The 22,892-nt window shown below is 52.0% G+C and carries 19 protein-coding genes and 1 pseudogene; 10 read left to right on the top strand and 10 right to left on the bottom strand.

What is annotated here, in order from left to right; translation table 11 throughout:
• Positions 1-2: 2 nt before the first annotated feature.
• The 6 genes from epsF to AEP_RS17365 are packed head-to-tail and all read left to right on the top strand — an operon-like array spanning position 3 to position 6,621.
• Entirely contained in the window at positions 3-1,385 is a 1,383-nt protein-coding gene (gene epsF / locus AEP_RS17390; protein ID WP_087496559.1) for a chain length determinant protein EpsF, read from the top strand.
• A complete protein-coding gene (gene epsG / locus AEP_RS17385) occupies positions 1,382-2,260 on the top strand; it encodes a chain length determinant protein tyrosine kinase EpsG (RefSeq protein WP_087496558.1) in 879 nt (292 codons plus the stop codon). The genes epsF and epsG overlap by 4 nt, the downstream gene beginning before the upstream one ends.
• On the top strand, positions 2,250-3,146 hold the full coding sequence (xrtB, locus tag AEP_RS17380) for an exosortase B (RefSeq protein WP_087496557.1): 897 nt from the start codon (positions 2,250-2,252) through the stop codon (positions 3,144-3,146). Before epsG ends, xrtB begins: the two co-directional genes overlap by 11 nt.
• Positions 3,143-3,832 (top strand): exosortase-associated protein EpsI, B-type, encoded by a 690-nt coding sequence (epsI, locus tag AEP_RS17375; protein ID WP_087496556.1) that lies wholly within the window; start codon positions 3,143-3,145, stop codon positions 3,830-3,832. Before xrtB ends, epsI begins: the two co-directional genes overlap by 4 nt.
• Before the next feature lie 7 nt (positions 3,833-3,839).
• Positions 3,840-4,580, top strand: coding sequence for a WecB/TagA/CpsF family glycosyltransferase (locus AEP_RS17370; protein ID WP_087496555.1), 741 nt, complete (start codon positions 3,840-3,842; stop codon positions 4,578-4,580).
• 43 nt (positions 4,581-4,623) lie between these two features.
• Positions 4,624-6,621: an acyltransferase family protein gene (locus AEP_RS17365; protein WP_087496554.1), complete on the top strand. Its 1,998-nt coding sequence runs from the start codon at positions 4,624-4,626 to the stop codon at positions 6,619-6,621.
• A gap of 72 nt (positions 6,622-6,693) precedes the next feature.
• Here AEP_RS17365 and AEP_RS17360 read toward each other — a convergent pair whose 3' ends face one another.
• From AEP_RS17360 to AEP_RS17315, 10 genes are all read right to left on the bottom strand, one after another.
• Positions 6,694-7,641, bottom strand: coding sequence for an NAD-dependent epimerase/dehydratase family protein (locus AEP_RS17360; RefSeq protein ID WP_087496553.1), 948 nt, complete (start codon positions 7,639-7,641; stop codon positions 6,694-6,696).
• Positions 7,638-9,323 carry an FAD-dependent oxidoreductase gene (locus AEP_RS17355; protein ID WP_087496552.1) on the bottom strand — a complete coding sequence of 562 codons (1,686 nt, stop codon included), beginning with the start codon at positions 9,321-9,323 and terminating at the stop codon, positions 7,638-7,640. Before AEP_RS17355 ends, AEP_RS17360 begins: the two co-directional genes overlap by 4 nt.
• On the bottom strand, positions 9,320-10,456 hold the full coding sequence (locus AEP_RS17350) for a glycosyltransferase family 4 protein (protein WP_087496551.1): 1,137 nt from the start codon (positions 10,454-10,456) through the stop codon (positions 9,320-9,322). The genes AEP_RS17355 and AEP_RS17350 overlap by 4 nt, the downstream gene beginning before the upstream one ends.
• 18 nt (positions 10,457-10,474) lie before the next feature.
• Positions 10,475-11,485 carry an acyltransferase family protein gene (locus tag AEP_RS17345; protein WP_087496550.1) on the bottom strand — a complete coding sequence of 337 codons (1,011 nt, stop codon included), beginning with the start codon at positions 11,483-11,485 and terminating at the stop codon, positions 10,475-10,477.
• A gap of 19 nt (positions 11,486-11,504) precedes the next feature.
• Entirely contained in the window at positions 11,505-12,554 is a 1,050-nt protein-coding gene (locus AEP_RS17340; protein WP_157673202.1) for a glycosyltransferase family protein, read from the bottom strand.
• A gap of 99 nt (positions 12,555-12,653) precedes the next feature.
• On the bottom strand, positions 12,654-13,664 hold the full coding sequence (locus tag AEP_RS17335; protein ID WP_087496548.1) for a glycosyltransferase family 2 protein: 1,011 nt from the start codon (positions 13,662-13,664) through the stop codon (positions 12,654-12,656).
• Positions 13,661-14,167, bottom strand: coding sequence for a serine O-acetyltransferase (locus tag AEP_RS17330; RefSeq protein ID WP_087496547.1), 507 nt, complete (start codon positions 14,165-14,167; stop codon positions 13,661-13,663). The genes AEP_RS17335 and AEP_RS17330 overlap by 4 nt, the downstream gene beginning before the upstream one ends.
• A 22-nt stretch (positions 14,168-14,189) precedes the next feature.
• Positions 14,190-15,146 carry a glycosyltransferase family 2 protein gene (locus tag AEP_RS17325; protein WP_087496546.1) on the bottom strand — a complete coding sequence of 319 codons (957 nt, stop codon included), beginning with the start codon at positions 15,144-15,146 and terminating at the stop codon, positions 14,190-14,192.
• Positions 15,143-16,546: an O-antigen ligase family protein gene (locus AEP_RS17320; RefSeq protein WP_087496545.1), complete on the bottom strand. Its 1,404-nt coding sequence runs from the start codon at positions 16,544-16,546 to the stop codon at positions 15,143-15,145. The genes AEP_RS17325 and AEP_RS17320 overlap by 4 nt, the downstream gene beginning before the upstream one ends.
• A 10-nt stretch (positions 16,547-16,556) precedes the next feature.
• Positions 16,557-18,041, bottom strand: a complete 1,485-nt coding sequence (locus AEP_RS17315; RefSeq protein WP_087496544.1) for a lipopolysaccharide biosynthesis protein — start codon at positions 18,039-18,041, stop codon at positions 16,557-16,559.
• A gap of 178 nt (positions 18,042-18,219) precedes the next feature.
• On the opposite strand from AEP_RS17315, the gene AEP_RS17310 reads away from it, so the two are divergent.
• From AEP_RS17310 to AEP_RS17295, 4 genes and pseudogenes are all read left to right on the top strand, one after another.
• Positions 18,220-19,326: a glycoside hydrolase family 5 protein gene (locus tag AEP_RS17310; protein ID WP_157673201.1), complete on the top strand. Its 1,107-nt coding sequence runs from the start codon at positions 18,220-18,222 to the stop codon at positions 19,324-19,326.
• A 30-nt stretch (positions 19,327-19,356) separates the two neighbouring features.
• On the top strand, positions 19,357-20,679 hold the full coding sequence (locus AEP_RS17305) for a UDP-glucose dehydrogenase family protein (protein ID WP_087496542.1): 1,323 nt from the start codon (positions 19,357-19,359) through the stop codon (positions 20,677-20,679).
• A gap of 161 nt (positions 20,680-20,840) precedes the next feature.
• Entirely contained in the window at positions 20,841-22,283 is a 1,443-nt protein-coding gene (locus tag AEP_RS17300) for a phosphomannomutase (protein ID WP_087496541.1), read from the top strand.
• A 130-nt stretch (positions 22,284-22,413) separates the two neighbouring features.
• A pseudogene (locus AEP_RS17295) lies at positions 22,414-22,863 on the top strand (FxDxF family PEP-CTERM protein); the annotation flags it as partial.
• Positions 22,864-22,892: the final 29 nt, after the last annotated feature.

Raw genomic sequence — 22,892 nt, 5'->3', positions numbered from 1 at the left:
TCATGACGGTACAACAACTTTTCCTAATCCTCCGCGCCCGCTACAAGGTGGCGCTGCTCATCCTGCTGCTTACGGTTGCAGCAACAACAGCCATCAGCCTCTTTCTGCCCAAACAGTACGGGGCGAGTTCGGCTGTAGTTGTCGACGTAAAGTCTCCGGATTTGGTAAGTGGCTTGATGCTGCAAGGAATGATGGCACCGGGCTACATGGCAACCCAAGTCGACATCATCAATAGTGACCGTGTCGCAAAAGCTGCCGTCAAGCTCCTCAAAATGGAGAGTAGCCCCGTCATTCAAAACCAGTGGCGTGAAGCCACGCAAGGCAAAGGCCAAATGTCCGATTGGCTCGCAGGCCTTCTTCAGCGTGGACTGGATGTGAAGCCGTCCCGCGAAAGCAACGTCATCAACATCGGATACACCGGCACAGACCCAGATTTTGCGGCAGCAGTGGCTAATGCGTTTGCGCAAGCCTATATTGAAGTTAACTTGGACCTCCGGGTAGCACCTGCACGTCAATACGCCAGCTTCTTTGATGAGCAAACCAAAGCAGCCCGCGAAAAGCTGGAGAAAGCACAGCAGGCACTGTCGGACTACCAGCAGAAAAACGGCATCACCAGCACCGATGAACGTCTGGACTTCGAAACTGCAAAACTCAACGAAACCAGCAGTCAGCTAACGAGCGTTCAAGGCCAGACTACAGATAGCCAAAGCAAGCGTCAAACCACCAAGGCCGACTCCATTGCCGAAGTGATGCAAAGCCCACTCATTAACGGCTTGAAAGCCGACATTGCAAGGCTGGAAGCAAAACTGAACGAAAGCCGCGGAAACCTCGGCGCCAATCACCCGCAGATCTTGCGGTCCGAGTCCGAATTGGCAACCCTGCGTTCCCAACTCGATAGTGAGACGCGCAAGATCACTACGTCGATAGAAACGAGCTACCAAGTCGGCAAACAACGCGAAGCTCAACTCCAAGGCGCTTTGGCTGCCCAAAAGGCACGCGTCCTGGTTTTGAACAAGCAGCGCGATGAGCTCAATGTGTTGCGCCGTGACATCGAGTCAGCACAGCGCGCTTTCGAACTGGTCAGTCAGCGAGCATCCCAGACCAACATTGAGAGCCAGACCACCCAAACCAACATTGCCGTGCTCAACCCGGCAGTTGCCCCTACCAGTGCCAGCAAGCCACGCGTCATGATAAACATCCTCGTATCGGTTTTTCTGGGCACTTTCCTGGGGATTGGATTTGCTTTGATTCTTGAACTTGCCAACCGCAAGATCCGCTCTACCGAAGATCTCGTTGAGGTACTGGAACTACCAGTCCTGGGCTCCGTCAGCTCAGCCACTGGCATGCTCAAACTCAAACACAACTCCGCTGGACTCCTGGCATGAACGACTCCATTCCATCTACTGCTCCATTGAGCTCCAGCAACTCGATCGGCTCCATTCTTGTCGCTACAGGCCGCCTCAGTCAGGAAGACGCTGCCCGCGTGCTCGAGCGTCAACAAAAAGACCGTGTCCCTTTCGGTGAAGCCGCCATCGCCCTGCGCGTGCTCACCAAAGACGACATTGACTTTGCGCTCTCCAAGCAATTCGACTACTCGTACCTCAGCGATAGTGACAACACGCTGAGCCCCGAGCTGGTCGCAGCGTACAAACCCTTCAGCAGAGTTGGCGAGAACCTGAGAGCTGTGCGCAGCCAACTCATGCTGCGCTGGTTCAACACTGACCCTGACCGCAAGGTTCTGGCAGTAGTTAGCCCCGGCAAGAAAGAAGGCCGCAGCTTTTTAGCGGGCAACTTGGCGGTGGTGTTTGCCCAACAAGGCGAGCGCACGCTGCTGATTGACGCAGACCTTCGCTCTGCGGCGGGCGGCGGGCAACAAAAGCTTTTTCGCTTGGGCAAGAGCGTTGGCCTATCGGGAGTGCTAGCCGGTCGGGCCGGTTTGGAAGTAGCCCAGCTGGTTCCCGGCCTACCCGGTTTAGCAGTGCTCCCCGCAGGAGCAGTGCCACCAAACCCGCAAGAGCTCTTGGGCCGCCCGGCGTTTGGCGCACTCTTGCGTATTGCCAGCGAGCGGTTTGACGTCATCATCATCGACACCCCCGCCGGCTCGGAATATGCAGACGCCGAACTCGTTGCAGCCCGCGCAGGCGCTGCTGTGCTGGTGGCGAAGCAAAACCAAACCAAGTTGCCACAAACGGCTCAATTTGCAAGGCGTCTGCAAGATAGCGGTGTTGCGCTCGTCGGCTCGGTGCTCAATGAAAGCTAAGCCACTCTTCCCACCCTTCAGCGCACAAGCCGTCAAAGTATGGGCCCCTTTAGGCCTAGGTTTGTTCATTCTGTATGGTCCGAGCCTCTACAAGCTGTTCTCGGGCATCTGGAGTCAAGACGAGCAGATGCACGGGCCCATCGTGCTGGGCATATCCATTTGGCTTTTGTACAAGAACTGGCCGACAATGGAAAACGCAGCGCTCGGCCTGCGCAGCAGTGCCTGGGGGTGGCCGCTCTTCGGTATCGGACTAATTTTGTATGTCATCGGGCGGTCCCAGGGCATCCTGCTGTTTGAGATCGGTTCGGTCATCTGGTTGGTAGCCGCGCTCATCTTGCTACAGCGCGGCACCAAAGCCCTTAAAGCGCAGTGGTTCGCGCTTTTTTTCATGCTGTTCATGGTGCCACTGCCGTCTGCGGTGGTGGACGCGGTCACCATGCCCATGAAGATGGCCGTTTCTTACGCCGCTGAAAATGTGCTTTTCGCAGTGGGGTACCCCATCGGGCGAAACGGAGTCATGCTGCAAATCGGGCAATACAAACTCTTGGTTGCGGACGCCTGCGCGGGCTTGCACACCTTGCTCACCCTGGAAGCACTTGGGCTGCTCTACCTGAACCTTGTTCAACGCGACTCTGCTCTGCGGAACATCGGCTTGGCCTTGCTCATCGTTCCCATATCGTTTACCGCGAACGTCATCCGTGTCATGACGCTCAGCCTCATCACCTACCACTTTGGCGACGAAGCTGGCCAAGGATTCCTGCATGGGTTTGCCGGCATGGTGCTGTTCTTGAGCGCGCTGCTTCTCATCATCGGGGGCGATAGTGCGCTACAAGCGTTTGAGACTTGGCGCACCCGAAAACTCAAACTTAGAGGCGCAAAACCATGAGACGCCCTGGCCCCGCAATAAACAGCATCATTCTGGTGCTCATGATGCTTGCCGCCGGTTTGGCTTGGGTATTCACTCCCACCCTTTTTCTAGCGGACCAACTGCCCCCACTCAAACTAAAACAAATTGTGCCTTCCAGCTTTGGTGAGTGGCGTGAGCTGACCACTGGTCCTGCACAAATCGTAGACCCTTCCAGCCAAACGCTGATCGATGCGATTTATACCGAAACTCTCAGCCGCACTTATGTGAATAAAGATGGCTACCGCATCATGCTATCCATCGCCTATGGGCGTGACCAACGCGACAGCCTACAGCTCCACCAACCGGAGGTGTGTTACCCGGCTCAGGGCTTTCAGGTCCTCACCAAAGAAAGAGTCGGTCTAGAGCTCCCAGCGAGGTCGGTTGCCAGTACCCGCATCACAACCCGCCTCGGCAACCGCAATGAACCAGTCACTTACTGGACCATGGTGGGCGAACAAGTGTTTCAAGGTGGCATCAACAAAAAACTAGCAGAGATCAGCTATGCCAAAGAAGGCCTAATTCCTGACGGCTTGCTTTTCAGAGTGTCGTCCATCGACCCAGAAGCGCCCCGCGCTTTCTCTGAGCAGCAAAAGTTTTCTGCAGAGCTGGTGGCAGCATTGCCCCAGGACTTCGTGGCCCGATTTGCTGGCAAAGCCCAACCTTAATTTGTACATGGCACATCCGGCTTGGCGCACGCATTGGCGCACCTTAATATCAAAAATCAAGATTCTGCATACTGAAGAGCATCTCCAAGAAGCACTTCAGGCTCTCCACAACACGCAGCAACCGCACGTATTGGCGTTCGTCAATGCACACGCCATGAACTGCGCAGCCGAAGACGAAACTTTCTTTGCTGCACTTAATTCGGCAGACACGATCTATAGAGATGGGATTGGTCTGGAACTCATGTACCACATGCGAGGAGAAGCCGCCGGCCTCAACCTCAATGGCACGGACCTGATACCCCGCCTCTTGAAGCAATATGCCCGTCAAGAGATCGCCCTGTATGGAACAGCAGAGCCCTACCTGAGCCAAGCAGCGCAGACCATCTCTGCCAGCGAAGCTACACCTAGCGCAATCCACTGTGCAAATGGCTTTCTCGGTACTGATGAGTATGTAGCTCTGGCGCAATCACAAAGACCCGCGCTCATTGTTTTAGGGATGGGTATGCCTAAGCAAGAGTTGGTAGCTGCACAGCTAAGGAGTGAGCTTCACTTCCCGTGCCTGATCGTATGCGGCGGTGCCATCATCGACTTCTTGGGCGGCAAAGTTACTAGGGCACCCGAGTGGATGCGAAGCATGAAGGCAGAGTGGATCTATCGCCTTGCGCTAGAGCCCAAAAGGCTATTCAAGCGGTATGTAGTGGGTAATCCGAAATTTCTGTATCGATCTTTGCACACAAAACGACCTTAATTTCTCGTCACTCCTCTCCAGATACCCGCTATTCGAGTAACTAATGCATCTCGAATATGTTTACAACGCAACATTCAAAAACATGGACTACAGGCGAGAAATTGATGGACTGCGCGCTATAGCACTAATACCTGTGGTACTTTTTCACGCAGGTTTTGCCACATTTAGTGGTGGCTATGTTGGTGTTGATATATTTTTCGTAATTAGCGGCTATCTCATTACCTCCATCATTCTCAATGAGCTGGCGAAAGGTACGTTTTCACTCATTGATTTTTACGAGAGAAGGGCTAGGCGCATCTTGCCTGCGCTGTTTGTTGTAATACTCATCTGCGTACCATTCGCTTGGCTTTGGATGATTCCAAGTGAATTCAAAAGTTTCTCTCGAAGTCTCAGTGCGGTTTCAGTATTTGCTTCGAATTTTTTATTCTGGAAAGAGAGCGGTTACTTCAATACAACTGCAGAACTCAAGCCACTACTCCACACTTGGAGTTTGTCTGTTGAAGAGCAGTACTACGTCATTTTTCCAATACTATTAATGATGTTTTGGAAGCTAGGCAGGCGATCGATACTTGCTGTACTAGGGGCCATTTTTATTGTCAGTCTTGCATTAGCACAGTGGGGAGTCATCAATAAACCTGATGCTGCCTTCTATTTGCTACCAACCCGGATGTGGGAGTTGCTTATTGGCGCATTCGCTGCATTCTTTCTGTCTAAAGAAAACAAAGAAATAGGCTCGCGGTCTATAGCAGAAAGTGCCTCATGGTTTGGGTTGCTTCTAATTCTCTATTCTGTTTTTGCTTTTGATAGATCGACACCATTTCCTGGCCTTTACGCGCTCTTACCCACTACAGGTACGTTGCTCATTATTTTGTTTGCAACAGAGACGACAATGGCCGGCAAATTAATCGGAAATAGAATATTTGTTGGGATCGGATGTATTAGCTACAGTGCATACCTCTGGCATCAGCCACTATTCGCCTTGCCGAAAATCTACACATTCAATCAACTAAATTCAACCATAACTGCTGCGCTAATTTTTCTCAGCTTCTTGCTCGCCTACCTGAGCTATAGATACATAGAGACTCCTTTCAGAGCAAAGCAAAAAATCAGCCGCAGAGGTATATTTACATTTTCCGCTGCAGGGCTTTTATTTTTCTTCTCAATCGGCTTAGCCGGAAATATTAGTAATGGATTCCCGGGCAAGTTATCTCATGTAAATGAAGCTATAGGTGACTGGCAACATCCAGGCATCCTCAAAAAAACCAGCATTGATGGCTACTATAAATCCGATAATAGTAAGCCGATCGACATATTGGTTTTTGGCGATTCACACGCAGAACAACTGGCGCCACTATCGCAAAACATTGTTGCTGCTGGAAAAAACGTAGGATTTTTGAGTGGTGGGGGATGCCCCCCAATTCCCAACTTATTGGAAGACCTGCATCCGCATTGCTTTGATTTATTTAATAAGTTGAGCAAGGTTCTGAGTGCTGAGACGCACACAGTTCAAGTCATTATTGCCGGGTGCTTCAACTGCTACTTCATCGGTCAATCGCAAGCCAAGCCCGATCCTGGAGACCATTACAACTATTATTATTTGCATGAAGGAAAGAAGCTTTTCTTCAGATCCGGACTGGGCCAGTCTGAATCGATTGGAAGTTTCAAATCATTTCTTGAGGGCCTTTCCTCAAGGTACAAGTTAGTTGTTATTGGAGATAATCCAATGTCCGACAACTTCAATCCGGCAGTGATTCTGTCGCACGTCCTTCGTGGTGAATCAATTCATTTCAAAACCCGATATCCGAACTTCACAAAGAATGAATTTCAAGTTTCCAATCAGGAAATAGAAGTCGAACGCCAACTAAGACTAGCTACACCACCCGACGTAAAATATATTAGCCTTATTGAGATAATATGTCCAAAATCAATTTGTGCAACCACAGATGGCAGTGGCCAACCCTTATACAAAGATGCGAACCACATTCGACCGGCGTTTGCCCAAACACTAATTGGTCCGTATTTAATGGAAAGTACTAGATGATTCGACATGACAACAACAGTCAGGTATTTTTTGCTACAGAATATCAGCGGCATATATAAACTATTTGCCGCCTTAGATCTTTGAGCCGTACTTCGTCCAATTAAGCCCTAAAAGCGACGTTGCCTTACTACTATCTAAGTAAATTTGCTGCTGCCACAAGCCAAGAAGAGACGGGGGAATGGCTTCCGGAAGAGGCGCCGGCTTTTTGAGTATTCTTTGGAGTATTTTTTCAACTACCTTGGTTGGCACTCCCACCGCATAGGCATCCAGTTGTAATCTCCTTGTTCCAAATGTCTTTAGCGGAATTGCGCCGATTTGCAGTGCCAAGTCGGAAAAATATTCGTTCCACCGCGGACTATCCGGTGACGCGATGTTAAAGATCTCACATTGCGACGTACCTAGTTTCAGCGCCAACCCTCTCACCGCGGCTTGAGCCACATCACGTACATCAACCAAGTTAGCAGGGCCATCACCGTAGGCACCAAGGTCACCGAGTCTGCCTGCCTTTAGCCAAGTCTTAATGCGATCCACCCAGAGTCGACTTCCGGGACCCACTATGCAACCGGGCCGAAGAATGACAGCTTCGCCCCCTAATTCAGCGTACTCCAATATTCGCTTCTCGGCCTCGATCTTGGCATGCCCATACCACCCAAGATCGTCTCGGCAAATGTGCGATTCATCGATCACACCTTCTGCAGTTCCATATACAGACATAGAGCTCATGTGAATGATTCGCGGCTTGCTCGCAGCAAGTGCAGCCTTCACCAGAATTGCAGCGCCATCAGAAATTGCCCGACCTTCACCCGCAACACAATTAATGACGCCCTGTATTCCAACTAAGGCTTTGGCCAATGAAGCACTGTCCAAAGTATCGACTTGAATGGTTTCGAGTCCCCCTTGGGACTTTGCAAACCTGGATGCCACGACCGGTACCGCCCAATCTGAGGCGCTTAATTGCCGAGCGACCTCTTTTCCGACAAAACCCGATCCACCCAAGACAAGAATTCGTGATTTAGTCATGCTGCTGCCTCCCTGGCAATCGCGTCAGGATGACGTTTGTTCAAGATATGGTTAGCCAATCTCAAAGAAATCGCAACGATTGCTAAGGTCGGGTTCGCTTGACTGGACGTCGGGAAAACTGCGCTACTTGCAACGCTCAAATTTGCCACACCATGTACGAAACAATTGGCGTCGACCACACTCGTTTTCGGGTCCAGCCCCATTCGGGCGGTGCCCACATGGTGGCCACCATAGGCTCCAAACCGCAACAAATCAGACTCCAGAGTTCGTTCATCAAACTCAAACGTGCCCACACCTGAGTTAGAGAACTCTTCGCTAATGGCGCGCAGTGTCTTTCGCACTGTCTCGATATCTTCCGGGCTGTAACGCCAGTCCACTTTTACCCTGGGCATACCCAAGGCATCTTTCGAATCCAAGAGAGTCACACGGCTATCTGCACGCGGAACCTGCTCAGCGTGGACCTCAAGACTGAAGCGATTGGTCTTGTTCCTCAAAATAACTGATGGAAACTTTCGCGCTGCCAAGGTCCGCTTGGTGACCCAGTGGCTCAAGAACAAAATCGTATCAATCGGATCGGACACCACATTCCATATGTGCCGCAAATAGGTGCCAAGAGAATCACGGTCGCCATCCTTCAAGCGCTTGCCGTACTCGTAGCTTATGAAGAAACGTGCCAGGAAAAGGCCGGACAACACTCCGCTGCGGTGTGCCGGATCAGTAATCTTAGGGAAATGCAGGCGTGTGACCATATTGCCAACTTGCAGTTCACGCTGAGCTTGCTCCGTAAGTTGCAATCGACGGCGGCAATAAATGCCATCGGGCGACACTTCATATCCATGTCGAACATTCGCTACAGGCCCGTCTATCGATAACGTGCCCACGTTCCCCGCAATGTGGCACATGTAGTAGCGGCCCACTACGTCAAAGCTATTCCCCACGCCAGAAGGACATCGGTCGTTGGATGCCAAAAGTAGACGGGCTACTTCAATACCCCCAGTTGCCAAAACATATTCTTCTGCTTCAACAGCAAAAGTGTTGCCGGCGAGAGTAGCAACCTCCAAGAACCTGACGCTCCCAGCATCCTCTGCCAACCGGATACCAGTGCAATTTGCTTCCAGCAACACTCGCACGTCAGCCGCAGCTTTTAACCGATTGCCGTAACGTGCGGCCATGTTTGTTGGGCACGAAAACCGCTCCAACCCATTGGTTCGCAGGCGCTTACTTGCAAACCCTTGCACCAATGGTCCGGTGCCAGGCAGCAGCGCCTGATCTGCGTCATATTCAAACTTGCCTGCCTCAAGATATTGGTTGGCCCGTAAGTAAAAAGGGGCAAGGTCCTCGTGAGTAATTGGCCAGCCACTATTCGGTACCCATGGGCGCTCTTCAAAATCAATGGGGTCGAACGGCATGCAGCGACCACCCCAAATGGTGGTGGAGCCCCCAAACCTGCGCTGGCGGTATTTATCAGTGGGGCTGTGCATACGGTCATCAGCTACCGTTCCCTGGTAGAGCGCTTGGGATGCGGCGTCTTCCTCCCACTTGCCGCTCTCGAGCAGCAAGACCTGCAGGCCCTTCCCAGAAAGTGCAAGAGCCATACTGATACCTGCGGCCCCCCCTCCCACGATGCAGATATCCGCCTTTAGCCGTGCCCCTTTTTCAATGGAGTTTGCCGATTTAATCATTTGGCATTCACTTCCGCATTTGCCAAGTTCCGCGATGCGACACCGAAACACTCAAGATGAATACGCGCAATGCTGTCCGCGAACATGTCCAATGAAAATTCACGCTCGTACAAGGCTCGCCCATCGCACTCCAAGGCCTTGCGCACTACCTCATCACCCAAGACTGAATCGATAGCTGCGGCAAGTTCCATCACATTCCCAGGCTCCACAAAAAGCGCCTCTTTGCCGGGAACCAGCGCATGCGGAATCTCACCCACCGGCGTGCAAATTACCGCGGTGCCGTTTGCAAGCGCCTCCAGAATTACCAGCGGTAATCCTTCATCGTAAGATGGCAAGACCAATACATCTGCATTCGCCATTAACGTGGCCGCCTTCTTCTGATCACACCAACCAGCAAAAGACACAAGTTCGGCCACACCTGCATTAACGGCTTTAGCGGTATATCCATCGATATCACCATTGCCCGCAAAAACTGCGTCTGCAAGTCCTGATTTAAAAACCTTGCTTTGAGCAATAGCAGCGATCAGGTCAGAGACCCCTTTGCGCTCACTCAAGTTACCCAAGAACAAAAGTTGAAGTTTGCGTGAGCTTGTCCCAGCTGGCCGGCGTGGAAACGTGGGCTGGGGCACGCCATTGATCACAATAGAAACACGATCGGCAGGTACCTGCAAGGTATGGGTAACGAACTTCTGAGCTGCAGCACCCAAAACAACCACCCTTGTCGCCTTGGAAAAAGCCCAGCGCACACACCACTGCACTGGTGAAGCTAATTCAGCATAAAAGTGGTGAAGCTGGGCTGCATGCAAGTGCAAAATCACTGGCAAGCCCAACAAACGCGTTAACAAAACTACGGCCGCCTTACGGAACAAGCTGAGTCGCTCAGCCATATTGACGTGTACGCCTGCCAAGTTTCCGTTAATGCGCCCATTCAAAATACGAGCAAGTGCACCGATCAACACGAATAGAGAGGCTAATGCACTTCCATCACCTCGAGTATCCAAAGGCACCAAACGAGCACTTGACGCAGTGTATTCAGAAGAACTGTGCTGGCACTGAGTCAGATAGTCCGCGACCTTGAACATACCACCACCGTTTGGGTTCCAGGGGCAAGCAATAAATATTTCTTTAGTCATGCGATATAGAAAGTAGACTCAAATTATTTTCTTCAGGCGAGCAAGTATTGGTTGCTCCACATATCGATAGGAAATCAAACCCAAAAATGTTGAGAAAAGTAACGAGCAAACCATAAAGAGGAATAGACCATCAATATCTAATTTCCCGAATAACATAACAAGCGCTGGAACGGCAAATGTATGCACCAAATATAAAGAGTAACTACTATCACCCAACTTCTTCAACAAACCCGAAAAAGGAATATTCATTACTCTCGGCTCCACGCACAGAACGCCCATAACCAAGATAGCACTTGGGATTCCCCAGCCAATCAGTCGATCAAGGGACATCAAATGATCAAAAACATAAAAATAAGTGACGGCTATGGCGATTACCAACACACCTAAAGGGACTCTTTGCTTAAGGGTCTCCAAGCGTGGCACCATTAAAGCCACAAGACAACCAAGAAGAAACTCAAAGATAATTGACTGCGAATAAAAATCCAGAGCTCCAAAGCTGGTGTATTTTGAAACAACATTTATTACCAAAAAAGTCAAAAAACAGAAAACCATTCTATTTCTGCCCAAACAAATAGCAGCAGCAAAGACAATATAGAAAAGCATTTCAAAGTTCAAAGTCCAACCAACTGGCAAAAAGGGTTCAAAGTTCCCCCAAGGACTCGGAAAAGGGAAAAACAAAAAAGAAGACACCACATGCAAAGGATCGATCAACGTACGCACAGCCAGGCTTGGGATGGCGATTACCAAGGTCAGCTTAATCAGTGTGTATATCCAATACAGTGGCACAACCCGAATCAATCTTCGCTTCACAAAAACCAAAGCGCTTCTGCACCGAGAACCAAGACTCCCATTATTTGGTACTGTGGAATACATCATTACAAAACCACTAATGACGAAAAATATATCAACGCCTACGGACCCAAAACCCCAGTACTGCTTTAGGCCAAGCTTCGCATTCCACGCTTGATGGGAATGCATTATCACAACCAATATTGCTGCGAAATACCGTAATATTTGTATCCCTTGCATATAATTAAATTCTTGTACTTCACATTAATTCAGCAATGAATGCAGAATAACTATTGGATCTTATAAAATCTCTATTCATTTCGAACGCTTGCCGAACTATCTTGGATCTCGTCTTTTCGTCCTTGACAAAGATTTCGACCTTTTCCGCAAAATCAGACAAATCCCAATTCAAGGGTACATAGGTCTCGTTTGGAATAAACACATTTGGCAATACACGAAGGTGCGACATATCAGGCTTCAACAGCAAGGCGCCGGTAGCATGCGCCTCATAATCCCGCCAGCACACCTCGCCATATCCAAATGGACTAAAGCAAAGCTTGCTCCGCTTTAACTCGTCATAAAACTTGTGGCGCTTAACCCGACCATTCGAGGCGATTTTCAAACCCTTAAGGCTGTCAACGGCATCTTTGGCCTCTTGACGCATAGCCTTGTACCAAGGGACTCCGTTAACTGCAATTCGGGCATGCAGGTCAATATCTCTCCCAGTGGCAACGGGTGCGGCACCCAAGAACATGTCCACCATCAGGGTAGAAAGACCAAAGTTACTTCCTAGACGTAACTTTCGCTCGAAATTTACCGGCGCCACAAACTGTTGCGCCAACTCTGGAAGGCCGTGTCTACTGCCATAGTAGTTACTCAAATTTGTATCGCCTGCAGTTGGAGTACCGTACTGTGAAAAATCAGCATAGGTTTGCTTCTTGATATATATATCAATATATGGATCTGTATACAGCGCCGGGCGTATGTGCAAAGGGGCAAACCAATCCATATAAGCAATATTGGCATTCGGATAGGCTTGCTTCAGAAACTCCAAGGCTTGCACGGCCTCTACAGCCGGCATCTCAAACGATGCTTGAAAGAAAATTCGCTTGATCTGTGTCTGTGGTGCGCACCTCTCGCCAGAGCGCGCTTGCGCTTGCAACGCTTCAATTGAAATTTGTGTGCATCGCACGCCGAAGTCTTGGCGCAAAGTCTTCGCATAAAAATGAAACGGGTAGAGCTGCGTTTCGGCCAACTCATGACGAAAAGTCACCAGTAACACATTGGCGTTCTTAGGGGTGTTTTCCACAGACGAGATTGTGTTAACCCAGTTAGCTGCCCGATGCGCAGCTTTTCTACGCAAAAAGTTTAGATATGAAAGCATCCTCGCCTACTTTTTTCTTGTTGATTACTTCACCAACTTACTTTGAATTGGTGAATTGGTATGTACGCGCGGCCTTGCAAGCCCCCGGAGCACACCTGCTGCGTTAAAACACCAAGAGACCACAGAGAAAACTGCTTTTTGAAAACTGCGTTTTCGCAAAGTCATCAAGCCGAAGGGCGCTACAAACAACACCAAAAATCCAACTAACGCCCATGGATGTTGCGTAGGCAGCAACCAAATTGATAGCAACGCCAGCCACCAAACTACGACTGCAGCATAGATGCGCAGCTCTCTCACTCCGCGTAGCGCCAAGCCTAGGTGTGGCTGCCCCCAAGCGCCCCGCACCAGCTCACCCAAACCATCGATATAGCGGCTTTGCCACCTGCGCATCAGTAGTTGGTACGGTGGAGCGTCGTGCCCATGGTGGCGCACGGCCGGCTCATCAATACGCTGTAGCTGCCAACCCTTGGCACGCAGTCGCACGGCAAGGTCAAACTCCTCATAGCTATGGAGGTTGCGATCAGAAAAGTAGCCGGTCTGCTCTACCGCGGCACGGCGGTAAAGACCGCCCATATCTAGCCTGTCCACCACACCGGCTTGCATATGGGCCGTGCCCCGCTCTACCCGCGCAAGGTATTCCAGGCTGGTGGTGTTCATTTCAATAACCCTGCCCCCCACACCCGCCAGCTCAGGGTGAACATCCATCAACGCGATGGCCTTTGGCAGAAAGCCGGGGAGCATTTCCATATCTCCATCCAGGATGTAAACGAATTCACCCGTGCAATGCTGGTAACCCAATTGCGGCCCGATGCCGCAGCAACGCTCGTTTGAATTAGCTAGTTGGGCAATGCGGATAGGAAACGCCGACGCAATCTCTACGGTGCGGTCTGTGGAGCAAGAATCAGCCAACACCACTTCCCCTCCAAAAGGCTGCACCGCATCCAAGGCGGACTGCACTGCCGTGGCAATACGCTGCTCCTCATTCAGGGCCTTGATAACGATACTGACCCGGTACTGCGATGTAGATAAAGTCATAGCTCTGATTTCCGCAAAATGATTCGCGCGGGCACACCCACCGCTACCGCGCCAGCGGGCACGTCTTTCAATACAACCGCATTGGCACCGATTTCTGCATCGTCGCCAATGTGCACTGCACCCAAAATTTTGGCGCCAGCACCGATGTTCACCCTCTGCCCGATAACCGGCGCGTCCAATGGTTTGTCCATGTAGCGGTTGCCAATGGTCACGCCCTGGCGGATGATGCAATCGTCACCCAACACAGCGTTGCCATGTACCACGATGGCTCCCGAATGCTCGATTACCAGGCGCCGCCCTATCTTTGCAGAGACCCCGATAGTGACCCCGCACAACATCTCAGCTACCTTGCTAAGCACTATGTGCAAAGCACCCAACGGGTAGCGCACCAGCTTGCTCTGGAAGCGGTAGCGCAAATGCCCGAAACGGTAGACCTGTAGTGCCCAGAACCCCAAAGACAAAACACCTTCCCGCGCTGCGCGAAGGTCTTCAAAAAAAGTCATTTCCCGTTCCCTAATTCATCGGCTAAGAGGAGCCGGTTCGCGAAATTCGCCATTGCTCCCAGTAGGCGATACATGCCGCAGGTATGCACAGCGCCATGAATGCGGTCATTGCCCAGCGCTTACTACCCGCTGCATGCCGGGCACTCAACCACCAACGCAATCCCTCGCGCCGCCGCCCGCTCATGAGCGCATTTCGCGCCAAAGTCAGCCGCTGCTGCGCGACGAAGTTCAACGCGGAAGCCCGCTTGGGATTGGTAGCGCCCGCTGCCATCGCGCGCGCCTGCATGCGAAGCAAATAGGGTGGCAAGCCGTCTGGCGTATGTAGTTTGGTCAAGCTACCTGTTGATTCGGTGCGGTAAGCCACCAAAGCCTTGGCGGTGTGAGCAATGTTGGTCACCTCTGCAAGCCTGAACCAGAGATCCAAGTCTTCACCATGCGACTCACCCATCACAAAACACGGCTGCTTAGCCAACAATAATTCGCGTCGAACGACGACTGATGAAGTAAAGAATGGAATGCCATGCATCCAGCGAGTAGGCAAGTCTGTAATCAGCGCCGGCTCGACATCTGCTGGCATTGCAGGCCATGGCAAGGGATTCCAGTTAACTGCATCAGGCACTCTGCGCAATAGAGTTGCAGCCATGTGCACGTCAGGCTTGGCGGCTATGGCAGCCGCTTGTGTGGCCAAGTAGTCTGAGTGCCACCAATCGTCCGCATCCAGAAATGCAACCCAGTCGCCACGGGCAGCAGCAATACCCGTATTTCGCGCTGCAGACACACCACCGTTGGGTTGTTGTACCAGACGCACGCGCGCATCCAACTCTGCCAAGCGTTGCACGAGCTCGGGCCCGGAATCTAAGGAACCATCGTCCACGACCACCACTTCAAAATTTGGGCAAGTCTGAGCCAACACCGAGTGCAGGGTGAACTCAATATACGGTGCCTTGTTGTAAAGGGGTATAACAACACTAAATTTCATAGTGCTCGTACCCGTGAACCATGGTTCCGACTCATCATCACCAACACCATTAACAACAAGATATGCGCTGCAAACTCTGCGCCGTACCCGTACATAGAGAGTGGTATCTCACTCACTCCACGGAGAAAAAGCACGATATACAAGGCAATGCTCAAGCCTCGAGTTTGAAAGGCATATCTGATAGATAAACAAAGCAATGCAATTGCGTAAACAACTAAGCTTGACGCACCGATCAAGCCCGCGCGAGCTAAGTCGTCCACAAACTGGTTGTGCGCATGGGTTGCATTCAACATTCCGATACTGGTGCGATGTGCCAGATTCAGGAAGCTGGGCCCATAGCCAAACAGTGGATTCCTTTCCCACTCTTGAAATGCAACCTCCCAGATTTGTTCACGCCCGTTCAAAGTGAGTAGGGTTGCCCCTTCCTTCGTGTCAAAAAAGCCAAGTACCTTGTCACCCACCTGGCTGAACAATGCTCCATATGCCAACAGCATTGCAAACAAAACTAGCCCTACGATTGAAACAACACCCTGAAAAGGTCGTTCTGGGTTAAACACCCATTTGCGAACCTCTGGGCCGCTTCGAACAATTTGCATAACGCTCGCGCAAACCGCAAAAGAAATCCATGCAGTTTTCGATTGAGCAAGGAACAATACCAGTAAACACATCAGCCAAGCCATGCGGTTCCACCACTTCGACTCCAGGGGCTCAACCCACAAGGTGAGCAGAGAAACCTGCACGACTAACCCGAGTTGTAGTGCGTGCGGAGAAAGCCCAGCCATGCGAGGCAGGCCAGGAATAAAACCTTGGCTGTAGTTAGTCTCCAAAACCAGCCCCATCTTCACAGGAATAAGGAATACGCCCGCTGCAATAAATAACAATGTTGCATTGCGGGTGGCGATCACAAACTGTGCACACTCTTTTCCGGATACCAGCAAACCAGCAACACCGATGAGTAACGGGTACAAGTATTCGTAAGAAAACTGTGGATACCTGCCAAACAAGGCTGGAGATGCAACAGCGCAGTACCAGTACATAACGAACAATGGCAATAGCCATGTGAACGCCCCGGCACGCTTCCTACGAAAAACTGTACTTGCAATGCGTTCCGACGATATCAACAGCAAAAACAATGTAAGACCTCGCTGCAACCATGCTGCCCAAGGTGCTCTCGTCATCGCCTCTTCCGTCAACAAACTCCACGTGCCTTGCGTCAGATCTCGCCCGCCCGAAATCGTAATCAACGCAACGGTGAGAAAAATCAGATACGGTGTTAAGTGAAACCAACCGGTTTCGCGATGACGGTTGAGCTGTGTGGCCCCAATAACGGCTACGTAAGCGAACAAAGCCGCCAGCCCGGCAGCCGCGAAAAGCGCGGTGTACAACAAGACTTCATACATCGTTTGCTCCTCAACCGGATTGCGACGTTGATATGTACCGGCTTAACGGAGGCACAAACCGGATAACCATCGCCACAACATGATCACCAAGCACTGATGGTTTCCACCAGCAAATAAACACAAACACGCTGCCAGTCAAAAGCCCGCTAACAGCTAAGTTGACGATTGCATAATTCCAAGGTTCAGCAAAAACTTGACCCAGCAAAACCGTAACGACGCAAAGACAACTAAGGGAAACGCCACGCAATAGATAGGGAATCAGACTCCTGAACTGCAAACCAAGCACCTGAAATGCAGAGGCCCCCACCATCAACATACGGGACACCAACATTCCAGAAGCTACGGCAGCCGCTGCCAATACACCCCATTGCATAACCGCATAGAGCGCGACACCACCGAGGATCAATACAGGCAACTGCAGCAGCGCCTCATGATGCTTGCGGCCTGTATTCCACAACACTGGGGTGCTGATGCCCCACGTTACATAAGCCGGCATGCCCAAAAACAGTATTGCCAAAACAGGGGCTGTATCCGCCCATTGTGGTCCGTACAGCAGTCTGACGACGTCAGCAGAAATGGCAGCCAAAAACACAAAGAACGGCAACACCAGCACCCACACGGTTGCAAGCATTTCCATATAAACCCTTGCCAAACGCTTGGGATCGTCTTGCATGCGCGCCGCTGCAGACATGAACGCCGGCTGAAGCGCACTAAGCAACAGGGTGTTTGGCATGGTTGCTAGGTTGTAACCCGCTGTATAGACCCCCACGGAATGCACATTCAGCATGCGCCCAATGAGCACACGGTCTATATTGTTCAAACACCAATTGACCACGTTTGTCACGAACACTTGGCTACTGGTGCCCATGGCTTTGCCGGTGCCACTGAAGTGGAAAAGCGGAACCAATGAATGGGGCCGCAAGGCGTAGCTGGCCACCAGCGCAACGCCTGTTTGCACCAACCAGGCAGCCACCAAGGCATTTACCCCCATACCCGCAAGTGCCATGGGAACGCCCACCGCCAAGTAGCCCGCTGCATAGCTACCCACTTGGATTAGGCCCACGGCCTTGAAGTTAAGGTCGCGTTGAAGCAGGTTGCTGGAAGGTGCGTTGGCCGCGGTCAGTAAGCAGGCCAATGACAGCCACTGTATGACTCCCAAAACCCGAGGTTCACGGAAGTAATCTGCCAAAGCCGGAGCCGCCACATACAGCGCCACCATGGCCACGGTGCCGGTTATGACTTGCCATGTGAATGCAAAGCGAATGTCCTCAATCGCAAGATCTTTTTTGTGCAGTAGGTTCCAACCAAATCCGAAGTTGGACAGGAAGTTGCTCAGTGTGAGCACGACCATGCCAATGCCGAAGACCCCATAGTTCTCAGGACCCAGAATCCGGGCCAAAACTACTTGCGCGACCAGTTGCAGCACAAACCGGGCAACCGTGGATACAGCACTCCACTTGACTGCGCGTACGCCCTCCTTAGCCAGGCTACTCATGCAGACACCCGAAAAACACGCGCCACAGATCTGTAACGCGAACACAATATTTGTGTGACAGCATTGTTGAAACTCTTACAAAGAGGCTCGAGCCGGCCTTCCTGAACCGAGCCCGATTGGACTATTCTTCTTTTAGTTGCAGTGCAACATAATTCAATCATACAGCGGGAGCCATAAATTGGCACCAAAAAACACTAAAAAGCCAATAAAAATCAAACACTTATGTGCATTTTTGCTCACTTGCTTGGGCGGGCTCTACGCTGCACAAGTGAATGCAAATTCCACACCCGAGAAGACCCCAGCAGGAGTGCGCCAAGCCTGCCATGCGGTGAGCGCAGAGACCTGCACACTGGCCCATAACTTGGGGCGAGGCATCAACCTCGGCAACATGCTGGAGGCCCCCCGCGAGGGCGATTGGGGCATCAGACTAGACCCGGCTTACGTCAATTTGGTGGCCGAAAAGTTCAAGACCGCACGCGTGCCTGTCCGCTGGACGAACCATGCAGCTCCAACGCAGGACGCCAAAATAGACGAGTTTTTTGCGAACCGGGTAGACAAAGCGTTAGATGCTTTGCTGGCCAAAAACATGTATGTGATTGTGAACACACACCACTACAACCAACTATTTGGCGACAAGTTGCACCCCAATGAGTTTGCGGTTGACCCAGCCGTGCTGGAAGTGCGCTTGGTGAACATCTGGCGGCAGCTGGCTCAACGCTATAAAGGCCGCTCGAAAAATCTGGTGTTTGAATTACTCAACGAGCCACATGGCACCTTGACCAGCGCTGCCTGGAACAGCCTACTGGCAAAACTCATCGCCACCGTTCGGGAGGTAGACGCCACACGAACACTTATGGTGGGCCCCACCTATTGGAACAACCCCAAAGACTTGGATAAATTGCAGTTGCCGGCAGATCTGAATCTGATTGTTTCGATCCATAGTTACGATCCTTTCGAATTTACCCACCAGGGAATAAGCTGGATGCCCCAGTTCCCAAAAGGCCCGACATGCTGTAGCCAGTCACAAAGACAGGCATTGATTGGAAACGTAGAAACAGCCGTCAAGTGGAACAAAGCTAAAGGTATTCCATTGCACTTGGGCGAATTCGGTTCCTTCGAGGCAGGCGATATAACCTCGAGGGCAAACTACACAAGGTTTGCAAGAGATACTTTTGAAAAATATGGGATGGGTTGGGCCTATTGGGAATTTGGTTCTTCATTTGGCGTTTACAACCCCAAAAGTGCGAGTTGGATTGAACCGATTCGAAGTGCCTTGCTCGACTAATTTGAAATATAGAAACGCGAACTAACCACTATGAAAATCACAGTTATTGGAACCGGCTACGTTGGCCTTGTGTCAGGCGCGTGCTTTGCGGATGTGGGCAACGACGTGCTGTGCTTGGATGTGGATCCGGCCAAAATCAAGATCTTGGAAGAAGGCGGCATTCCAATCTATGAGCCGGGCTTGCAAGACATGGTCAAGCGCAACGTGGCAGCCGGCCGCCTGCACTTCACCACGGACGTGGAAAAAGCGGCGCACTTCGGTACCGTGCAATTCATTGCGGTGGGCACCCCGCCGGATGAAGATGGCTCAGCCGACATGAAGTACGTTATTGCTGCGGCGCGCAACATCGGCAAGTACATGACCGATTACAAGGTGGTCGTGGACAAGAGCACCGTGCCGGTGGGCACGGCTGACAGGGTAAAGGCTGCCATTGCCGAAGAGCTAGCCAAACGTGGTGTGACTACGCCATTCAGTGTGGTGAGCAACCCCGAGTTTCTGAAGGAAGGCGCCGCCATTGACGACTTCATGCGCCCGGACCGCATCGTCGTGGGTTGCGACGACGACCAAGGTGCTGCCTATATGCGTGCGATTTACTCGGCCATCCAGCGGAACCATGACCGGATGATCGTGATGGATGTGCGCAGCGCAGAACTGACCAAGTACGCCGCCAATGCCATGCTGGCGACACGCATCAGCTTTATGAATGAACTGGCAAACCTTGCTGAAAAGCTGGGTGCAGACATTGAAAACGTGCGCAAAGGCATTGGCTCAGACCCGCGCATCGGCTACGACTTCTTGTACGCAGGTGCGGGCTATGGTGGCTCGTGCTTTCCCAAGGATGTGCAAGCACTCATCAAAACTGCGCAAACTGATGCAGGTATCGACCTGAAGGTTCTCAACGCGGTTGAAGAAGCGAACGACGCGCAGAAGCGGGTACTGGGCAGCAAGGTACTCAAGCGTTTTGGTGTGGACTTGAAGGGCAAGCACTTTGCGCTGTGGGGCTTGGCCTTCAAGGCCAACACCGACGACATGCGAAAGGCCACCAGCCGTGATGTGATTCAGGATCTGCTGGATGCGGGTGCCACCGTGACGGCCTATGACCCGGTAGCTATGAAGGAGGCTCAACACTGCTTTCCTAATGAGGCACGCCTCACCTACGCCGACAACCAGACTGCGGCGCTTGAAGGGGCGGATGCGCTGATCATCGTGACGGAATGGCGCGAGTTTCGCAGCCCGAACTTCGACACCATCAAGACAAAGCTCAAGCAACCGGTGATTTTCGATGGCCGCAACCTCTACGATCCCAAGCTGGTGCGTAGCATGGGCATTGAGTACCAGGCTATTGGACGCTAAGGAACGCCGAAGACGACCCGATTTGCTATAAATAACATAGCTGCCAACGAATACTACGTGAGCGTCTAGGCATATTTTTACGTATAGATTTGGGTCGGCCGAAGTAACTATAGACTGATCATTGACAGGCGTTTACGATGCTTGCCATTCGCTAAACACCCATGACTGTACTGACTCTCCAAGACATGGCTACGCAGTCAGGCGTAGCCTTCGGCACAAGTGGTGCACGCGGCAAAGTGGCTGACATGACGCCCGACCTCTGCCACGCCTATGCCACCGCGTTCATTAATGCAGTCGTACCTAAAGCTAGCTCGATAGTGCTTGGCCATGACCTCAGGCCCAGCAGCCCGGAAATCGCCGCTGCTTGTGCTGCAGCCATAGAAAGCCTGGGAATGTCCGTCATTTATGGTGGCGCCCTGCCCACCCCCGCACTTGCGCTTTACGCAGCACAAAATGGCTCTCCCGCCATCGTGGTGACCGGTAGCCATATCCCGTTTGATCGCAACGGAATCAAGTTTTACAAGGAAGATGGCGAGATCTCCAAAACGGATGAGCGCGCCATGCTCGACTTTCTGGTGGGCCTGCCCAAGCAGCTCAAGTTGCCCAAGCTGCCGGCCCCGGACCCGCGGGTGGAGCAGGCATATCTGGACCGCTACATCCGGTTTTTTGGCGCCAACGCCCTGCAAGGCGAAACGATTGCAGTCTACGAACACAGCAGCGTGGCGCGGGATGTGCTACGCACCATTTTGGAAACGCTGGGCGCCGAAGTAATTTCTCTGGGGCGCACCGATGTGTTTGTGCCCATAGACACCGAGGCCGTGCGCCACGAAGACATTGAACAGGCACGCGAGTGGGCAGAGCTGTATGACTTTGACGCGATTGTTTCGACCGACGGCGATGCGGACCGCCCCCTGATTGGTGACGAAAAGGGCGAATGGATGCGTGGGGATGTGGTGGGTATTCTGACTGCCCAGTACTTGCATGCCACCGCGGTGGTGACGCCGGTGAGCAGCAACAGTGCTTTGGAGCGCACCCAGAGCTTTGCGCAGGTAGTGCGCACGCGCATTGGCTCGCCCTACGTGATTGAAGGTATGCAACAGGCAGCGACCAAAGGCGCCGAACTGGTGGTGGGCTACGAGGCCAATGGCGGCTTTTTGCTCGGCAGCCAGGTGCTGCGCAATGGGCAGCGGCTTGGCCCCCTGCCCACCCGGGATGCCTTGTTGCCCATGCTGGCGCTGCTGTGCGGCGCGAAGGCACAAGCGCTCAAGATGTCTGAAGTGGGCTACCGCTTGCCCAAGCGCTACACAGCCAGCGACCGTATTCAGAACTTTGCCACTGCGAGCAGCAGAGAGCTGATTGCCAGCCTGCGCAATGACCATGTGTTGTTGCGCAATGTGATGGCGCCTCAGGCTGGCCCGGTAGAGGCCATTGACGAAACCGATGGTCTGCGGGTTCACTTTGCGTCGGGAGATATTGTGCATTTGCGCCCCAGCGGGAACGCACCTGAGCTGCGCTGCTATGCCGAGAGCACCAGTGTGCGCAGCGCCAAACGCCTGTGTGATGAGTGCCTCTTAAGAATCCTGAAAAGTGCGGCGTCTGCCTAGGTTTTGGCCTGAATGGACTATGTACAGTTACAGGTAGTAACCCTAATATCGAATTAGCTGAAGTGGTTTCAGCTGGATTTGAATTAAAGGGATGTATATGAAAATTAAATCTGTGATCGCCGCAGCCACTTTGGCACTTTTGGGTAGCGCCGCCAGCGCTACTGTCACCAACGTGGCGTTGGTGTCCGGCTCTTTTAACGACGTTGCCTTGAGCGACATCACGTTTGTAAGCACATCAAATGTGACTGGTTTGGCAGGCTATGTGTCCAAGTTCACTGGCTCTTTCAATGGGCAGACCTTTGACATCAATGCCCCAGCCATTACTTTCACTAAAGTGTCACTGTTCTCCGGCAACACTTTGACTAGCTTCTCTAACGGCGATTCGTTCAACTTTGGCAGTTTGGCCAGCGGTACTTACACACTGAAAGTGTCTGGTTCTGTGGCAGGCGGCGGTGTGGGTGGCGCTTTGGCCCAATACGAAGTGTCAGCTGTGCCTGAGCCAGAGTCGTATGCCATGTTGTTGGCAGGCTTGGGAGTGATGGGCGCGATTGCCCGCCGCCGCAGCAAGACTGCTGCCTGAGCAACAAGCTCTCTTGAGCCCAAAAAGGA

Source organism: Curvibacter sp. AEP1-3 (genome assembly GCF_002163715.1).
Classification (GTDB): Bacteria; Pseudomonadota; Gammaproteobacteria; order Burkholderiales; family Burkholderiaceae_C; genus Allorhodoferax.
The sequence above is the reverse complement of the archived record's forward strand: the minus strand, read 5'-3'. Positions and strand labels throughout refer to the sequence as shown.

Excerpts from the sequence above, each read along its gene's own strand:
- epsF (WP_087496559.1), top strand. The coding sequence starts at position 3 with ATGACGGTACAACAACTTTTCCTAATCCTCCGCGCCCGCTACAAGGTG.
- epsG (WP_087496558.1), top strand. The coding sequence starts at position 1,382 with ATGAACGACTCCATTCCATCTACTGCTCCATTGAGCTCCAGCAACTCG.
- xrtB (WP_087496557.1), top strand. The coding sequence starts at position 2,250 with ATGAAAGCTAAGCCACTCTTCCCACCCTTCAGCGCACAAGCCGTCAAA.
- epsI (WP_087496556.1), top strand. The coding sequence starts at position 3,143 with ATGAGACGCCCTGGCCCCGCAATAAACAGCATCATTCTGGTGCTCATG.
- AEP_RS17370 (WP_087496555.1), top strand. The coding sequence starts at position 3,840 with ATGGCACATCCGGCTTGGCGCACGCATTGGCGCACCTTAATATCAAAA.
- AEP_RS17365 (WP_087496554.1), top strand. The coding sequence starts at position 4,624 with ATGCATCTCGAATATGTTTACAACGCAACATTCAAAAACATGGACTAC.
- AEP_RS17360 (WP_087496553.1), bottom strand. The coding sequence starts at position 7,641 with ATGACTAAATCACGAATTCTTGTCTTGGGTGGATCGGGTTTTGTCGGA.
- AEP_RS17355 (WP_087496552.1), bottom strand. The coding sequence starts at position 9,323 with ATGATTAAATCGGCAAACTCCATTGAAAAAGGGGCACGGCTAAAGGCG.
- AEP_RS17350 (WP_087496551.1), bottom strand. The coding sequence starts at position 10,456 with ATGACTAAAGAAATATTTATTGCTTGCCCCTGGAACCCAAACGGTGGT.
- AEP_RS17345 (WP_087496550.1), bottom strand. The coding sequence starts at position 11,485 with ATGCAAGGGATACAAATATTACGGTATTTCGCAGCAATATTGGTTGTG.
- AEP_RS17335 (WP_087496548.1), bottom strand. The coding sequence starts at position 13,664 with ATGACTTTATCTACATCGCAGTACCGGGTCAGTATCGTTATCAAGGCC.
- AEP_RS17330 (WP_087496547.1), bottom strand. The coding sequence starts at position 14,167 with ATGACTTTTTTTGAAGACCTTCGCGCAGCGCGGGAAGGTGTTTTGTCT.
- AEP_RS17325 (WP_087496546.1), bottom strand. The coding sequence starts at position 15,146 with ATGAAATTTAGTGTTGTTATACCCCTTTACAACAAGGCACCGTATATT.
- AEP_RS17320 (WP_087496545.1), bottom strand. The coding sequence starts at position 16,546 with ATGTATGAAGTCTTGTTGTACACCGCGCTTTTCGCGGCTGCCGGGCTG.
- AEP_RS17315 (WP_087496544.1), bottom strand. The coding sequence starts at position 18,041 with ATGAGTAGCCTGGCTAAGGAGGGCGTACGCGCAGTCAAGTGGAGTGCT.
- AEP_RS17305 (WP_087496542.1), top strand. The coding sequence starts at position 19,357 with ATGAAAATCACAGTTATTGGAACCGGCTACGTTGGCCTTGTGTCAGGC.
- AEP_RS17300 (WP_087496541.1), top strand. The coding sequence starts at position 20,841 with ATGACTGTACTGACTCTCCAAGACATGGCTACGCAGTCAGGCGTAGCC.